General features: G+C 67.5%; 4 protein-coding genes and 1 tRNA gene. 3 read left to right on the top strand and 2 right to left on the bottom strand.

Features of this window, described 5'->3' with window-relative positions:
- Positions 1–12693 (bottom strand): filamentous hemagglutinin N-terminal domain-containing protein (locus Q4I23_RS20190; protein WP_498527378.1); only part of this gene is annotated, 12693 nt, incomplete at its 3' end.
- Positions 12694–12714: 21 nt separating this feature from the next.
- Positions 12715–14346 carry a ShlB/FhaC/HecB family hemolysin secretion/activation protein gene (locus Q4I23_RS20185; protein ID WP_498527377.1) on the bottom strand — a complete coding sequence of 544 codons (1632 nt, stop codon included), beginning with the start codon at positions 14344–14346 and terminating at the stop codon, positions 12715–12717.
- A gap of 636 nt (positions 14347–14982) precedes the next feature.
- Here Q4I23_RS20185 and Q4I23_RS20180 point away from each other — a divergent pair.
- From Q4I23_RS20180 to Q4I23_RS20170, 3 genes are all read left to right on the top strand, one after another.
- Positions 14983–15741: a molybdate ABC transporter substrate-binding protein gene (locus Q4I23_RS20180; protein WP_498527376.1), complete on the top strand. Its 759-nt coding sequence runs from the start codon at positions 14983–14985 to the stop codon at positions 15739–15741.
- A gap of 346 nt (positions 15742–16087) precedes the next feature.
- A tRNA-Trp gene (locus Q4I23_RS20175) sits at positions 16088–16163 on the top strand.
- A gap of 481 nt (positions 16164–16644) precedes the next feature.
- The coding region (locus Q4I23_RS20170) for an RNA polymerase sigma factor (RefSeq protein ID WP_498527375.1) at positions 16645–17378 on the top strand (734 nt) is incomplete at its 3' end.

Here is a 17378-nt window from a genome sequence, read left to right as displayed (position 1 = left end):
GCTGCTGGTGCCGGTGGCGTCGGTGGTCAGGCTGGCCAGAGCCGTCGTGCCGCCCACCGTGCCGGTGAACTGCGTCGCGGCCTTGCTGTTGATGACCAAGGCCTGGGCACCGTCCACCGTGCCGGCGAACAGCACGCTCGACCCGCCGTTCACCGTCGTGTCGCCGCCCAGCGTCGCCGCGCCGTTGGCAGTGAAGGCGCCGCTGCCGGTGGCGTAGGTGCCGTTCAGGGTGACCGCGTCGTTGTAGGTCTGGACACCCGTGGTGGTGACGCTGCGCAGGCTGCTGGTGCCGCCGGCGTCGGTGGTCAGGCTGGCTAGCGCCGTCGTGCCGCCCACCGTGCCGCTGAACTGCGTCGCGCCCTTGCTGTTGACCGCCAGGGCGTAGGCTCCATCCACCGTGCCGGCGAACAGCACGCTCGACCCGCCGTTCACCGTCGTGCCGCCGGCCAGCGTCGCCGCACCGTTGGCGGTGAAGGCGCCGCTGCCGGTGGTGTAGGTGCCGTCCAACGTCACAGCGTCGTTGTAGGTCTGGGCGCCGTTGGTTGTCACCGACTTCAGGCTGCTGGAGCCGCCGGCGTCCGTGGTCAGGCTCATCAGCGCCGTCGTGCCGCCCACAGCGCCGTTGAACTGCGCCATGCCCTTGTTGTTGACCGCCAGGGCATAGGCGCCGTCCACCGTGTTCATGAACAGAACGCTCGACGTGCCGTCCACCGTCGTATTGCCGCCCAGCGTCACCGCGCCGATGGCCGAGAAGACCGCGCCGGTGGTGTAGGTGCCATCCAGCGTCACCGTGCCGCTGTAGGTCTGTCCGCCCGTGGTCGAAACCGACTTCACGCTGGCCGTCCCGCCGGCATCGATGGTCAGGCTCGTCAACGCCGTCGTGCCGCCCACCGTACCGGTGAACTGCGTCGCACCGCTGCTGGTGATCACGAGTGAGTTGGCCCCGTTCACCGTGCCGCTGAACAGCACGTTTCCGCTGCCGGAGTTCACCGTGGTGCCGCCCGCCAGCGTCGTCGCGCCGGTCACCGTGAAGGCGCCGTTTCCGGTGGCGTAGGCGCCCTGGAGGCTGGTCGCGCCGGTGTAGGTCTGCGCGCCCGCCGTCGTCACGGCGCGCAGGCCGATGGTCCCGGCGGTGGCCGTCAGATAGGCCAGGTTGCTGGCCGCCCCGCCCAGCGTCATCGCGCCCTGCCCGGCGAGCAGGGTCGCCCCGTATCCGCCGCCGTTCAGCGTGCCGCTCACCGACAGGTCGCCGCCGGTCGCGGTCACCGTGCGGTTGGCGCCCGACAGGGTCAGGTTCCCGGTGACGGTCACCGACTTGCCGGACAGCGCGCCGCCCAGCGTGGTGTTGCCGGTGTAGGTCTGCGTGCCCGTGGTGGTGACGTTGCCCAGGGCGATGCTGGTGCCCTGCACCGTCACGCTGGCCCGGGTGGCGTCCGAACCGACGCTGTACACCGCCCTGGTCAAGGACACCGCACCCCCCGTGGAGATCAGGGAGACGTTGCCGCTGTTCCCGGCGTTGATTCCGGTGGTGGCGTTGCTGTCGGTGATGGCGCCGCTGGCGGTGACGGCGATGTCGCCGTCGGTGGTGGCGAGATTGCCCAGGTTGAAGCTGGTGCCGGCCAGATAGATTCCGCCCGTCCCGGTCACCATCGCCGAGACGTTGGCGATGGTGCTGGTGAAGGCGGCAGTGCTGGTCCCGATCCCGGTGTTGGAGGTCAGGTTCAGCGCGCCGCCGGTCAGGCTGGTGCCGTTGCCGGTCAGCAGGCTGCCGCCCGCCGCCGACAGGTTGATGACGCCGCTCACCCCGGCATTGACCGTGCCGACCGTCAGGCTGCCCGCCGTCGCGGTCAGGCTGACCGTGCCGACGCCGGTCACCGAGGTCGCCGTCATGCCGGTGCTGCTGGTGGCGGTGACGGTGCCGTTGGCGCCGAGGGTCGCCGCCGTCAGCGTGCCGGTGTTGTTGACGGTCAGGTTCTTGCCGGAGCCGGTCAGGCTGGCGTCGATGGTGCCGACCGTGGTGTTGAGGGTGGTGTTGCCGCCGTTGGAACCGCTGGCGAAGGTCAGCGAACCTGCGGTGATCGACAGCGCCCGCGGCGAGGCGCCCGCGGCCACCACGTCGGTGGCGCCCTTCAGGGTCAGCGCGCCCGTGCCGAGGTTGATCGCCGCGGTCGGCAGGGTCAGCACCCCGCCGGACTGCAGCAGCAGGTTGCCGCTGGTCATCGACAGGCCGGCGCTGGCGTCCAGGTTGCCCGCCGTGCGGATGTAGGCGGACCCGCCCGCCCCCAGGGTGACGAGGTTGTTGCCCAGAGACAGCGCGGCGCTGTTGATGTTGTCGACCGAGATGACCGGTGTGGTGCCGTTGGCGGTCAGGCCGGTCAGGCTCGACACGTTCATCTTGATCGGCGTGCCGGCGCCGGTGGCGGCGTCGGTGACGGTGCCGATGCTGCCGCCGGTGGCGGTCAGGCTGGCCGAATGGCCGGTCACATGGGTGCCATTGCCGCTGCCCAGGATGGAGCCGGCGGCGGTCAGCGCGACCGCTCCGCTGGTGGTGTTGGCCGACACCGACTGGATCGTCATCGTGCCGGCCGACGCGATGGTGACCGAGCCGTTGGAGGCGGTGGCCGAGGCGACGGCGACGCCGGCGGCGGTGTCGTCGGTCACGTAGACGCTGCCGTTGGCGCTCGCCATGGTCAGGCCGGGAGTGGTGGTCTGGACCGACCGGCTGGAGGTGCCGATGCCCTTCCCGCCGGTCAGCGAGACCGAGCCGCCAACGATCCGCGTCTCGGCAAGGCCGTCGTCATAGACGCCGCCCCCGCTGGAGCTGAGGATGACCGCACCGCTGCCGGCGTTGATGCCGCCGGCGATGATGTCGGCGTCCACCGCGGTGGAGGCGATGGTGATCGCCCCACCGCCGGTGCTGGCGCTGACCACCTGGAGGCGGTCGCCGGCCTGCACGTCGATCTTGCCGCCGGTCGTCGCGGCGTAGGCCAGCGCGGTGGCGCCGGTCGTGCCCAGATAGATGTCGCCCGACCCGCCGTTCACCTGCACCTGGGCCCCGCCCACGCCGACACGGGCGGAGGAGGTGCCGATGCCGCCGGCGCCGTTCAGCGCCACGGTCTTGGCCGTGACCGCGGAGCCGCCGTTGGCGGCCAGGATCTTGCCGCCGTTGCCGGTGGCGCTCAGCGTGACCGAGCCGTTGTTGGCCCCCGCCGTCACCGTCCCGGCGGTGATGGACCCGCCGGTCGAGGTCACGGTGATGCTGTTGCCCGCCGCGTCGGTGGCGATGGCGACGTTGGTCAGCGTGATGTTGCCGCTGCCCGACACCACCACCGGGCCGTTCTGGACGGCGGCCGTCAGCCCGCCCGTCAGAGACCCGGCGATGTCGAGGTAGACGCCGCCCGCGCCCGTGACGTTGGTGGTCAGCGCCCCGGTGCTGGACGTCGTGACCTTGAACGCCGAGTCCGCCGTTCCGATGCCGGTCCCCGCCGTCAGCGTGGCGCTGCCGGTGCCGAGGCTCAGGCTGGAGCCGCCGTTGAGGATCCGGCCGGCCGTCGCCGTCAGGGTCAGCGCCTTGCTGCTGTCGTAGGAGAGGTTGGAGACGGTCAGGTCGCCGGTCGCCGCGATCACCGTCAGGGCGCCGCCCGTGGTGATCGAGCTGAGGTTCAGCCCCGCCGCGTTCTTGACGAACAGCCCGCCGGAGCCGCTGCTGGCGGTCAGGCTGGACACGTTCATGCCCAGCGCCGTTGCGCTGGTGCCGATGGAACTGCTGTTGGTCTGCTCGTTGGTCTTCTTCTGGGCGTCCAGCTTCAGGGAGCCGGCGGTGATGATGGAGCTGTTGTTCACCGCCGTGATGCTGCCGGCGGTCGAGCTGTTGCCCGTCGCCGTCAGGCTGACCGTGCTGGAAGCGCCCGTAGTCACCGTGCCGATGGCGATCGCCCCCGGAGCCTTGAAGGTGAAGTCCAGGCCGGTGCTGTCGGTCAGCGTGGTGAAGGTGGTGACGCCGCCGCTGTCCGTGACGTTCCAACTGAGGTTGGTCGCCGTCAGGCTCATCGTGCCGGAGGTGGCGGTTCCGGTGGAGGGCGTGCGGTCGATGGTCAGCTTGGCGAGGTCGAGCGTGTCGGCGACGTTGAAGGTGCCGGGCGTCTTCAGCGTCAGGTCGGTCGTCGCGACGTTCAGCGTGGAGCCCGTGTCGGCGATGCCGCCCTTGATGGCGGACAGCTCGACGCTGCCGCCGGTCACCAGATTGCCGCTGTTGGCGCGGATGTTGCCGTCGCTGCTGGTCAGCGTCACCGTCCCGGTCGTGGTGACGGTGCCGACGGTCAGGAGGCTGGTCCCCGAGGAACCGGTCGACAACTTGATCGCACCGCCGCCGGTGCTCACCACCGACTGGACGGTCAGGGCCCTGCCTTCCGACACCGCGATGCTGCCGGCGGCGCTGGCGGTCAGCGTCGTGGTGCCGCCGGAACCGGCCGACGTCGAGATGGCGGAGACGTTGCCGATGGACCCGGTCGCCGTCAGCGTCAGCAGATTGCTGCCGCTGATCGAGCCGCTGAGGATCGAGCCGCCCTGATTGTTGATGACCGCGTTGGCGCCGCCCATGGAGATCGAACCGAGCGCGATGTCGCCGGTCGAGTTGTTCAGGGTCAGCGCGCCGGCCAAGCTCATGGAGTCGATGACCGTCGAGCCGTGCAGGTTGATCACGGCGCCATTATTGGCGTTCACCGTCAGGTTGCCGGTGGTGATGCTGATGAACTCACCTCCCTGCGCACCGACCACGTTGGAGGAGGACGTCAGGCTCGCGACGCCGGCGTTGATCTTGACGACGGAATGGCCGTTCCCGACGATGCCGGGGTCCGCGATCAGGGCGATCGTGCCGGTCTTGCCGACGTCCAGGCCGCCGACGACCAACTTGCGGTGGCTGTCGAAGGTGAAGCGCACCCCGCTGGCGTCGGTCAGCGAGGCCAGCGCCGTCTGGGTGCTGCTCTCGGCGCCGATCAGCGCGATGGCCGTGCCGGCCGTGCTGACCGAGGTCAGGTTGTAGGTGCGGTTGTCGATGTTGGACGAGGTGCTCTTGATCTTGAGCGCGCCGATGCGGGTGTCGGATTCGACGTAGAGATCGCCCTTCACGTTGAAGGTCGCGGACGACGCCGACAGGTGGATCTTGTTGCCGGAGGAGCCGATGGCGCCGCCGCCGCTGCTCAGGGTCGCGGTGCCCGCGGTGATGCGGTTGGCCGGGTTGCCCACGTTCGCCGAGGCGGCGCCCAGGATGTTCCCGGCGCTGGTCAGGTCGACGGTGCCCCAGTTCTGCACGTTCAGCGTGCCGATGGACAGCGCGTGCTTGGTGTCCAGCTTGAACGCAAGACCGGTGCTGTCGGTCAGTTCGCTCAGCGTGGAGGTGGTGCCGTCGTCCGTCATGGTGAAGACGAGCTGCGGCGCGGTGATCTGATAGGTGCCGGCGCCGGTCGTCCGCGAGCTGGTCAGCGACAGCGCGGTCAGGTCCCGGCCGTTGTCCACGAAGGCGTCGGTCGCCGTGGTCAGCGCCAGCGTGTCGGCCATCGTCGCGATGTGGTTGGAGGACGATCCCGCCTGACCGATGGTCCCGGTCGAGGTGAGGGTGACCGTGCCGGCGGTCACCATCGAGCTGCCGGTGCTGAGGATGTCCTTGCCGGTGCCGGTGGTCTCGATGGACACCTTGCGGGACAGGCCGCCGTTGATCGTCCCCAAGGCGACGCTGTTGTCGCTCTTGAACGAGAAGTCGAGGCCGCTGCTGTCCACGACGCTGGACAGGGTGTACTGGCTGCCGGTGTTGCTGTCGGTCAGCGCGAAGCTCAGCCCCTCGGACCGGATGTCGTAGACATTCTGCGTGCCGGCCGAGCCGTGCTTGACATCCAGGCTCAAGGCGTACAGGTCGGCGCTGTTCGTCAGATAGACGTTGCGCCCGGCGTTCACCTTGAGGGTCCGCGCCTCGGTCAGCAGCGGCGTGCCGGACGCCCCGATGGAGCCGCCTTCGACCGTCAGCGTCACCTCGTCCGCGCTCAGCGGCTTGGTTCCGGACTGGAGGAGCGACCCGTTGTTGGTCACCTGAATGTCCGCCGAGGAACCGGCCTTCACATTCTTCAGCGTCAGGGTGCCGGAGTTGCCGAGCGTCAGCGATCCCTTCAGATCGGCCGACAGGGTGCCGACCTGGGTGGTGAAGCGGGAGCCGCTGCTGGTGTGCCCGACGCTGGTCGCCTTCAACGTCAGGCTGCCCGCGGTGACGGTCGTGCCGCTGCTGTTCGTGGCGTCGATGGAGGAATCGCCGGCATTGGCCGTCAGATCGACGGTGCCGGTGCTCCCGACGTCGATCTTGGAGATCCGCAGGGCCTTGTCGTTGCTGATGTTCAGCTTCAGCCCGCTCTGGGTGACGTTCGACACCGTCAGGCCGGTTTGCGTGGAGTCGCTGAAGGTGGCGGTCAGGCCGGACGACGTGATGGTGTAGTTATTGGTGGAGCCGCCGGACTTTTGGTGCCGGGTGTCCAGCGTCAGTTCGGTCAGCGTGTCGTTGTTGCCGACCGAAACGTTGCCGCCCGACGTGATGGCCAACTTCGTCGTGCTGGTCAGGACAGCACTGACGCCGCCGACGTTGCTGTTGGTGCCGGTGGCGGTCAGCGAAACCTGACCCGCGGTGATTCTGCCGGACCCGTTCCCGTTGACGGAGATACCACCGGACGCTCCCGTGGCCGCCCCGGTGGAGATCAGCGCCACCGAGCCGGTGGAGCTGGTGCCGGCGTCGATGGTGCCGGCCACGATGCCGCGATCCACGCTGTAGCGCAGGTCCATGTAGGCGCTGCCGCCGCTGCTCGGCGTGGTCAGGGCCAGCGTCTGGACGCCGTTGGCTTCCGTCACCGTGAAGCTGCGGTTGGAGCCGAGGGCGTTGAACTCATAGGTGCCGGCGCTGGAGATGGCCGACGTCTTGTGTGTGACGGTGACGTCCAGCGCCGTCAGCGCGGTGTTGCTGTTGTTGATATAGAGGTCGCCGTTGCTCACCAGGGTCAGCGACGCGGCGGAGGTCTTCACCGCCCGCGTGCTGGTGCCGATGGAACCGCCGTTCGTGCCGGAGCCGTTGGCCGACAGGGTGACGGAGGACGCCGTGATGGTTCCGGCTCCCACCATGGTGATCGTCGAGTTCTCTCCGCCGCCCGCGGTGGTCAGGCTGACGGCACCGCCGCCGGCGGTGATCTGATTGACCTCGATGTTCTTCTTGCCGATGAAGCTGAAGTTGCTGTTCTGGGCGCTAGCGATGTCGATGGCAACCTTGGTGCCGCTGTCGGCCAGCGTATAGATCTGGGCACCGGTGCTGCCGATGGAGAAAGTGCTCGCGGTCGAGGAGCTGGTGGTGCTGTTCGTGCTAGTGATCGCCAGGCTGTTGAAGGCGCGCCCGTTGTTGTCGACGTAGATGTCGCGCCCGGCGGTCACCGACAGGTTGCCGGTGTCGAGGCTGATGGCCCCGTAGAGGGTCGAATCACCGATGGAGGAGGAGGTCCCCGCCTCAATCGAGACCTTGCCGGCGGTGATCTTGCTGCCGTTGCCGGTGTTGGTGACGCCGTTGGACGAGACGATGGCGACGCTGCCGCCCGTTCCGACGTTGACGGTGCCGACCTTGACCGCGCGCAACGAATTGAAGGCGAAGTTCAGCGCCGTGCTGCTGGTGACGGTCTGGATCGTGGACTGCGACGAGCTGTCAGACAGGGTGAAGACCTGCCCGTTGACCGTGGTGATCCCGATGGTGCCGCCGGAGTAGGAGCCGCGCGTCAGGGTGAGGTCGGTCAGCGCCATCGTGTTGGTGATGCCGATGGAGCCGCCCGTCGTGATCGACAGGTTCGCCGTCGCCAGATTCAGCGCGTTGGTGCCGCCGACGCTTCCATTGGCGCTCAGGACCACCTTGCCGGCGGCGATGAGCGTCGTGTTGTCCGAATCGTCCTGGATGCTGCCGCTGGTGTTCGTCAGCGTGACCGTTCCGGTGCCGTTGTTGGCGTTGACCGACCCGACGGTCATGACGCCGTTGGACTTCGTGACGGTGATGTCGCCGCCGGCTGTCAGGCTGTTCAGCTCGGTCGGGCCGGTGCCCAGGCCGAGCCACATCGAACCGCCGGCGGTGGCCGCGACCGTGCCGGCGTTCACGCTCACCGCCTTGTCCGACGAGCCGATGTTCTTCCCGGCGGTCAGGGTCACCGTGCCGGTGGAGCTCGCGCGCAACGTGGCGCTGTTCGGATTCAGGATCGACCCGTTGGTCGCCGTGACCGTGATGTCGCTGCTGCTGCTGGAGGTGAAGCTGGAGCCGAAGGCGATGTCGCCCCAGGTCGCCGTCACCACGATGGGGTTGTCGGCGGCGCTGAAGAATTTGTCGCCCAGCGTGATGAGGTTCTTCTGGTTGTTGACGCCCGTCGAGGTCGGCAGGGTGACGTAGATGCCGCCGCCCGATGCGCTGGCGTTGAGGACCGGGGTGACGATGTCCAGATACTCGGTGCCCGAGCCGCTGCCGATCGCCTTGCTGGCCTTCAGGTTGACCGAACCGGCCAGCACCACCGTGGTCTTCGACCCGTCGTCCAGGATGGAGCCGTTCGTCGTCTCGGCGTTGAAGATGCTGTAGGTTTCGCCGAGCGAGGGCGTCCCGTTGTCGGGAAGGACGCCGTTCTTGTAGGTCAGATCGACCCGGCCCAACCGAATGTCGCGGTCGCCCTTGAAAGAGAAGATCTGGCCGGTGGTGTCGACCAGCGTGCGCAGCAGATAGCCGTTGGTGGCGTCGTCGGTCAGGTCGAAGACGAAGTTCGGCGCGGTGATCGAGTAGCTGTTCACCACCGTCGTGTCGGCATGGGTGCTGGTGACGGTCAGCTCCGCCATGTCGGACAGGTTGGTGACGTGCAGGTCGCCGCCGGTGGTCAGCGTCAGCTTCGTGGCGTTGAGCGCCAGCGGAGCGTTGGCGTCGCCCAGACTGCCCGACGCGGCGCTCAGCTTCACGGTGTCGGCGTTGATCCGCGTGTTCACGCTGCCGTCGTCGCGGATGCTGCCGGTGGTGGAGGTCAGCGTGACCGTGCCGCCCGTCCCCACCGTGGCCAGATCGCCGACGATCAGGTCGATGTCGCTGTTGAAGACGAGTGTCGCCAGCTTCGGGCTGCCGACCGCCTCCAGGATGGTCGCGGTGCCGTTGTCGCCGACCGCGAAGTTGAAATACTCGGAGGTGAGCTGCAGCGCGTTGGCGGCCCCGCCGACGTGGCGGTTGGTGATCGACAGGCCGGTCAGGATCACGCCGCTGTTGTCGAGATACAGATCCCCGACGTTGCTCAGCGTCAGCGCCCCCGTGGAGGTGCGCAGATGGGTGCCGAAGCTCCCGATGGCGCCGTCCGTGCTCAAGGTGATGCTGTTGGCGGACAGCCGGTTGTTGGCGTCCTTGCCCAGGATGGCGCCGCCGGTCGCCGTCACGGAGATCGCGCCGGTGGTCGTCTTGATCGTCCCCAGCGTGGCGGCGCCGCCGCTGACGGTGAGCGAGACCGACGAGCCGGTGGAGGTGATGTTGTCCACCGTCACGGCGCCGGTCTGCATGACCGTGATGTTGCCCGCGTTGTTGGTGACCGTCAGCCGCTTCGCCGCGGTGTTCACCGTCACGGTGGAGGTGCTGCCTCCGGCGGCGAGCGTGACGTTGTCGCCGGTGATCGTGCCGGACAGGCCGGAGATGCTGCCGTTGGCGGTCGTCAGGGTGACGTTGCCGTTGGCCCCGGCATTGACCGTGGTCGCGGTGATGTCGGACACCGTGCCGTTCGCCGTGACGGAGATGCTGCTGGTCCCGTTGGCGCTGGTGATCGTCCCGATGGTGGTCGTGCCGCCGGTGGTGATCGCGACGTCGCCGTTGGTCGAGACGATGGAACCCAGCACCGCCGAGCCCGACGTCGTCAGGAAGACGCCGCCCGCGCCGGAAGTGGCGTCGATGTTGTAGGAGCCGGCGGTCAGAGCCGTGCCGCTGGTGCCGATGCTGCCGGCGGCGTTCAGGACCAGGCTGTAGGAGCTGATGGTGGTCGAGGCGTCGGCATCGTTCAGGATGCTGCCGCCGCTGCTGGTCAGGGTCAGCGTGTTGCTGCCGCTGGCCACCGCGCCGACCGTCAGGTTGCCGGTGGCCGCGATGGTGGTAAAGCCGCCGCTGGTCAGATTGGCCAAGGCCAGCGCGCCAGTGTTCGACAGGTTGATGCCGCCGCTGCCGGCCGTGGCCGTCAGGCTGGCGCCGGCGGTGTTCAGCGCCTGCGACGACGTGCCGATGGCACCGTTGCTGCCCGACGAACCTTTGGCGGTCAGCGTCAGCGCACCGCCGGTCAGCAGGCTCGCGCCCGTGCCGGTGATGTTGCCGGCGGTGCTGGTCAGCGCGACGGACCCCGTTCCGGCGCTGACCGTGCCGACCTGGACGTTGCGATCACCGCGGAAGGCGAAGCTGTTCAGGCCCCCGACTTGGCTGATCGTGTCGAGCGCGGTGCCGCCGGACGAATCGGTGACGGTGAAGATCAAGCCCGTGGAGGCGAGGAAGAACTGGCTGTCGGCTCCGACCGTCCGGTGCGTGCTGGTGACGGAGAGGTCGGTCAGTGTCCGGTCGTTGGTGACGAACAGGTCGCCGCCGGTGACCAGGGAGAGCTGGGTGCTGCTGGTCGACACCGCCGCGCCGCTGGCGCCGATGGCGCCGCCGGCGGTCAGGGAGATCGGGCCGCCGACGATCCGGCCGGCGTCCAACGCGGTCAGCGACCCGCCCTGAGCGCTGACGGAGACCGCCCCGGCGCTGCCCGAAACCGGCGTGGTGTCGATCAGGTTGGCAAGCTGGACGTTGTTGGTGGCCGTCAGCCGCACCGCGCCGCCGCGGGTCGTCAGCTTCCCGATGTTGGTCAGGTTGCTGGCCATGCCGTTGGCTTCCAGCACGATGTCGCCGCCGTTGGTGCGGATCTCGTAGCTGGCGTCGGTGAAGGCGATGCCGCTCGTGGTCAGCGACCGCAGGGTGAAGCTGTGGCCCGCCGTGGTCTGGAGATCGAGGCTGGTTTCCACCGTGATGAGGCCCGACGCCTCCAGCACGATGTTCGCGTTGCCGGCGATGCTCTCCAGCACCTGCTTCGACACCGTGTTGACGGCGTCGCCGCTGCCCAGGTTGGGGTCGTTGACGCCGATCGTGCCGTCCGCCGCAGCGCCGTCCTGGCTGCCCCCGGCGGAGCTGACGATGCGCAGGCTTTCCGGATCGAGCAGGAAGGTGCCCGCCGCGCCCTTGGGCGCGGTCAGGTCGACGCTGCCGGTCAGCGTGATGTCCTTATGGCTGGACACCTCGGCGAAGCCGCCGTCGCCGCCCTCGGCACCGCCGCGGGCGGAGATCTTACCGGCGTGCTTCGTGCTTTTCTGCGACAGCACCGTCACGCTGCCGCCCTTGCCGGACTTCACGGCGTCGGCGGACAGGGTGGCGCCGGCCTCGACCGTCACCTTGTCCGACCAGGTGCCGGAACGGCCCGTCTTGCTGCCGATGGCGACCTCGCCGCCGCCCTTGCTGCCGGAGGCGTCGACGCGGGCATTCTTCTTCACGGCGATCTCGGCGCCGGTGGCGACGACGGTGCCGCCGGTCTGCCCCTCCCCGCGCCCGCTGGCGTCGACGGTGCCGCCGATGGTGACCTTGCCGGTGTCGCCGCCCGACAGGACGATCTTGCCGTTGGCGCTGCCGACCGAGGTGGCCTTGATGACGCCGTCGGTGTTGATGACGTTGTCGATCACGCCCTTCACGGCGCGCGCCGACAGGGTGACGCTGCCGCCCTCCGCGGCGATCTCGCCGGAATTGACGACCAGCGCCGCGACCGGCTTGCCGTCCGCGTCCTTCGCCACCGTCTTCACGGCGGAGCTGGCGTCGAAGCTGATCAGCCCGTCGCCGTGGAAATCGAGCGTGAAGGTCTCGGCACCGCCCAGCGCCACCTTGCCCAGCTTCGCCCGGATGACTCCGGAGTTGCGGACGTGCGGGGCCACGAGGGCGGCCAGGCCGCTGTCCTTGACGGTGATGTCGCCCTCGTTCACCACCATGGCGTTCGGCTTGGTGGAGGCTTGGTCGAACTGGTACTTGCCCGCCATGAAGTTGGCGTCGGAGATGTTGGCGGTGGTCGCCACCAGCCCACCGACGTCCACCTTCGCCCCGGCGCCGATCACCACGCCGTTGGGATTGACCAGCATGACCGTGCCATTGGCCGACAGGCTGCCCATGATCTTGGACGGGTCGTTGCCGGTGACCCGGTTCAGCGTGACGCTGGAGGCCGAGGGCTGCTGGAAGGTGACCTTCTCACCGGCGTCGATGCTGAAGGACTTCCAGTTGATGATGGCCTTGTCGGTGGACTGCAGGATCTCCATCGACTTCGGGGTCGCCGACTGGATGGTCGCCGCGCCCGCGGTGACGGTGCCTTCCAGCGGGTTGGCGTAGGCCGCACCCGCGAACAGGGTGGACAGCGCCACGCCAATCACGCTGCGCAGCGCCAGCCGCGCAAAGTCGATGCCCCCTTGCGCCTTCGCCGCGCGGCGCTGGCGCCGGGTGCCGCCGCCGCGCTGGGGCGCCTCCGTCGCGGAGGACAGCAGCAGCCGCTGGCGCAGCGTCTGGCGGTGGCGGCGCGCGCCGGGAAGCTCGGTGAAGCCGGAGGTGGTGGTGACGTTGCCCTTGCCCATGTCCTGTATCCCCCGGCCCTATCAGTATTGCGCAGTGATGTTGAAGAAGACCCGCATGTCCTTGTCGCCCTCGGTCGCGACGCGGCGGGTCAGCGGCTTGTCGATCTCAAGCGTCGCGAAAAGCCGTTCCACGAGGCTGGCGCGCACGCCGCCGCCCACGGAAACCAGCGAATTGCGGCTGTTCTGCTCCAGGCTGGAGCGGTTCCACACCTCGCCGCCATCGACGAAGCCATAGATCTGGACGGCCTGCGCGAAGGCGTTCTCCGGGACCACCGGCGTGTAGCGCAGCTCCAGCGACCCGGCCCAGCCGCTGTCGCCGGAGATCTCGCCCTCGTCGAAGGCGCGTCCGTAGCTCGGGCCACCCAGCGCGATCTGCTCGCTGGCCAGCAGCGGCGTGCCCGCGGCCTGCATGGTGGCCGTCGCGAAAATGCTGAAGTTGGCCGGGAGTTGCTGCACGCGGGTGATGTCGGCGGTGAGCTTGGTGAAGTCGCTGCGCCCGCGCTCGCGCGATGCGTAGGCGGAGCCGAGCTTCGTCGCGTCAAGGATGTCCAGCCCCTGGTGGACGAGGCCGCGCACCGCAGTGATGCCGTCCCAATTGTCGGTCCGGTCATAGCTGAAACCGCCGCGCAGGATGCGCAGCCGGTCGCGGTTGAAGCGGTCGCCGGAAATGTCGGTGTTCACGTCGCGGTATTCGAACTCGCCGACGGCGCGGAGGTTCTCCAGGCGCGAGCGGATCACCGGATAGCTGAGCGTGCCCACACCCGCGGCCACCCAGCTTTCCACGTCCAGCGGGTCCAGCGTCAGTCCGGGCCGCGACTTGGAATAGGAGCCGGTGGCCGAGAAGGTCAGCCCGTCGCCGGTCACCAGCGCCTGATAGCCGGCGCCGACCGACCAGGCCCGCGACGCCGGAGAGGACACGCGCCCGCTGAGGTTCACCGTGTCGGCGTTCGGCCCGAAGGAGTTCAGCGCCGCCGTCGCGGTGGTCTGGGCGGTGCCGAGATAGGGCGTGTTGCGGTTGCTGAACGACACCAGGGCGTCCACCGCCTTGCGGTCCGTCTTCACCACCACCACCGAGGCGCCGAGCGTGTCCGGCGACGGCTCCAGGCTGGCGCGCACGCTCAGGCCGGCAAGGTCGTTCGCCAGGAGAAGACGGCGCTCGACCTCGGCGACGTTGATCGGCTTGACGCCGCGGAGCGGCTCCACCAGCCGCTTGACCGCGGCCAGCGCCGGGCCGATGTCGTCGGGATAAGTGATGTCGGACACGAAGCCCTCGACCACTTGGAGGCGGAAGGTGCCGTCCTCGATCGTCTGGGCGGGAACGATGACCCGGCTGGTGATGAAGCCGTCGTTGCGGTAGCGGAACTCGATGTCGTTGGCGATCTTGAACAGGTCCGCCACCGACACCTCGCGGCCCAGCATATCTTGGTAAGCGGTCTTGAGGCTGTCCTGGCTGTAGGCGGTGGCGCCTTCGATGGAGACACTCCGCAACGTAAGGCGGTAATTCTCGGCCCCCGCCGGTGCCTCCGCCGCGGGCGCCTTCGGCACCGTCACCGCGCCGCCCGGCACCGAGGGCAGCGGCATCACCGGACGCGGCGCCTCCGGACGCGGTTCCGCACCGGAGGGGAGCTGGGCCGGCAGCTGTTGCGCGAGCACGGGCGCCGTCACACCCGCAAGAATGGCACTTGCCGCCAAGAAAGCCCACCAAGGCGCTTTTCTCTTACCCACATCTTCGTTAGGGATGAAGATGAAGGAGGCGGCTTTGGTGGACGAGTTCATTGGACCGGTACCTTCACGCGATGGTCGTTGCTAACCTTTGATTAACGAAGACCCCGTCGGATCTCCATCTGAGGTAGCTATTTTTATCATACGATTTCGGATTGGGTGTTAGTCCTAGTTTGTCGGAATTTGTAACATTCATATCCTTGTCGTAAGCGGTGCTGGGCTGGCGAACCGCATCGCAACACTGCGCCGACCGAGGGCGCTGGGTGCGCACCCCTCACGGCACGCTTCACTAACGGCAGGGCGTCGAAGCCCGAAGGACTCATGACCGACACGCTTGTCGCATCGGGTTGCCTTGACGGGGAAAAGCTGCGGCATGCAGCCCGACGAACATGTGTTTTAAGTTGTGGGAAAGACGATGCGCTCCCTGTCCGGCGCTTCCGGATGAACGCGCCCGAAGCGGCCGTGCCGTGACGGGAAGCATTGGTCCTCGCTCTTTTCCACGTCCGCTCCGTGCTCTATGCATAAGAAAAAGGCGTTTGGACACAAGCGGTGCGGACAGGGATCTCCATGAACAAGACGGCGGAGCGGTGGGACGGTGCGGTTCACCTGTTCGCCGCCGGTAGCCTGAAGGCCGCGCTGGGCGAACTGGTCCAGGCGTTCGAAGCGCGGGAAGGCATCCGGATCGCCCCCGTCTTCGCTCCTTCCGGTTTGCTGAAGGCACGGCTGCTGCAAAGTGGAGAGAGCGGCCTGTTCGCCTCCGCCAACATGGCCCATCCCCGCGCGCTGGCCGACGTCGGACGCGCGGCGACCATTCGACCATTCGCCCACAACCGGCTCTGCGCCATCGCCCAGCCGGAGGTGGGGGTCACGGCGGACACGCTGCTCGACCGCCTGCTCGACTCTTCCATCAGGCTCGGCACCTCAACGCCGCAGGCCGATCCCGCCGGCGACTACGCCTGGGAGGTCTTCCGCAAGGCAGAGGCCCTGCGCCCCGGCAGTTTCGCGGCGTTGGACGCGAAGGCGCTGCGGCTCACCGGTGGGCCGGAGAGCGAGGGGCCGCCGGAGGGGCGCGACCCCTACGGCTGGCTGATGGAGCGGCGCAAGGCCGACCTGTTCCTGACCTACCGGACCAACGCGCGGCTCGCGGCCCGGGAGATTCCAGGATTGAGGATCGTCGCCCTGCCGGAGGCGATGGCCGTGGGTGCCGACTATGGGCTGGCCGTCCTGAACGGCACGGACCGCAGGCGGTCGGAAGCGCTCGCCCAGAGCATCCTGTCCCCAGCCGGTCAGGCGATCCTGCTCCGCCACGGCTTCACGAGCCCGTGACGCGGGAGGCGTCACACCCCAACCCTTCCCACGCCAACCATGATTTCTCCGACGTCATTCTTTAAAATTTGACATCGATATTTTCAAATGTGTCGTAATTCTACAAATAGACCGGACTTTTCATTCCGCTTCATAACAATATTTACTTCTGTCGGTAAATTTTCACTTCCCATATATTAGGGATGAAGGGCTGGCGGTGGTCCGGCCACGGTCGAGGTGCTTCCCCCAGGTCCTCTTGCCGTCCTGTCTTTGGTGAAAGAGCGTTTCGGGGTGGATCGCAGCAATTTTCCGCTGGTGTGCCGCTCTGAAATCGCCTAAAAGCGGCTTCCCGCTGCAAGGCGGCGACAGGAGTGTAGCTCAATTGGTAGAGCACCGGTCTCCAAAACCGGGGGTTGGGGGTTCGAGCCCCTCCACTCCTGCCATCCGGCAGGTGATTCGGATGGCCCCGCACACCGCGGTATCACCCCCCTGAAATTATAGAAATCTGGAAACATTGTCAGGGCGGCGATCGAGCATTCGATCCCTTTGGTTAATACACTTTTATCCTTAAGGCCCTGAACGGCTTGGCGCCGCGTGGCGTTACTGCCCCTATCCCGATCCTTCGCTTCGAACCCATAGAATCGACGCATTCGCCTGCGTGTGCATAGCCATGTCTTGATTATCAAGACATAGTGCGGTTGTGGTCGGATAGGCTTTTTTTTAGATAATATCGTCCGAAATACATAGGTATTTCGAAAAAAAGTATATCCAGTTCGTTCACACGTAGAACTTGGCGAGCGTCCCTTGAGCAAAACGCGCAAGGGACGTCATATGCAGCAAAGAGCGCAACCTTTGGGGGATACCCCCACCGGAACAGCGTTGGATCGGCGGCGGGAACCGAAACGCCCCTGGCCCTCCCTGTCCATGGCCGGATCGCCGCGGCTTCTCTCCCGCACCGGGGAGGATCTCCACGAATTGGACGATTCCGGCCTTTTGGAACGCATCGCGACCGGGGACCAGACCGCCTTCTGGGTCTTCTGGTGCCGCCATTACACCGACCTGTTCTGGACATATCAAAGGTTGTGCAAAGGAAACAGGCAGGAAATCCACGACTGCCTGAGCGGGCTCTGCCTCAGCCTGTCGGATGTCCTGCCCCTCTACGCGCGCTCCATCCTCAACACGCGCACCTGGTTGCGGCGCACCGCCATCAACCATTTCATCGACCGGCACCGCGCCCACCAGCGCCACCCCGTCCTAGTCGGCTCCCTCGTCGAGATCGCCTCCATCGCCGACGGGTCCAGCGGGCGGGACGCCATGGACCCGGAACGCACCAACGCCGACCGTGCCCTGCTGGTCAAGGTCCTGGAGTCGCTCGACGGCATCCGGGACGAGCGGATGCGCCAAGCCGCCCGCATGCGCTTCATTGAGGAACAGCCCTACGCGGACATCGCGGCGGAGCTGTCCATCTCCGAAGAGCTGGCACGCAAGTGGATCCAGCAGATCCGCAGCTATCTGCGCATCGCCGTTCCCGATCACCGCGACCTGCTGACGAAACCGCCGCCCGACACCCCGCAGGCGCGGCGCGCCACCAAGCACGGCGTGCTGACCAGAACACGCCCTGTCTCTTATACACATCTCCGAGCCCACGAGACTATAAC

The organism is Azospirillum sp. UFLA03-27, assembly GCF_059803775.1.
Note: the sequence above shows the minus strand (reverse complement) of the source record. Positions and strands in the feature narration are given on the sequence as shown.

What these genes read in the sequence shown, in the direction of transcription:
- Q4I23_RS20180 (WP_498527376.1), top strand. Translation starts at nt 14,983, where the DNA reads ATGAACAAGACGGCGGAGCGGTGGGACGGTGCGGTTCACCTGTTCGCC.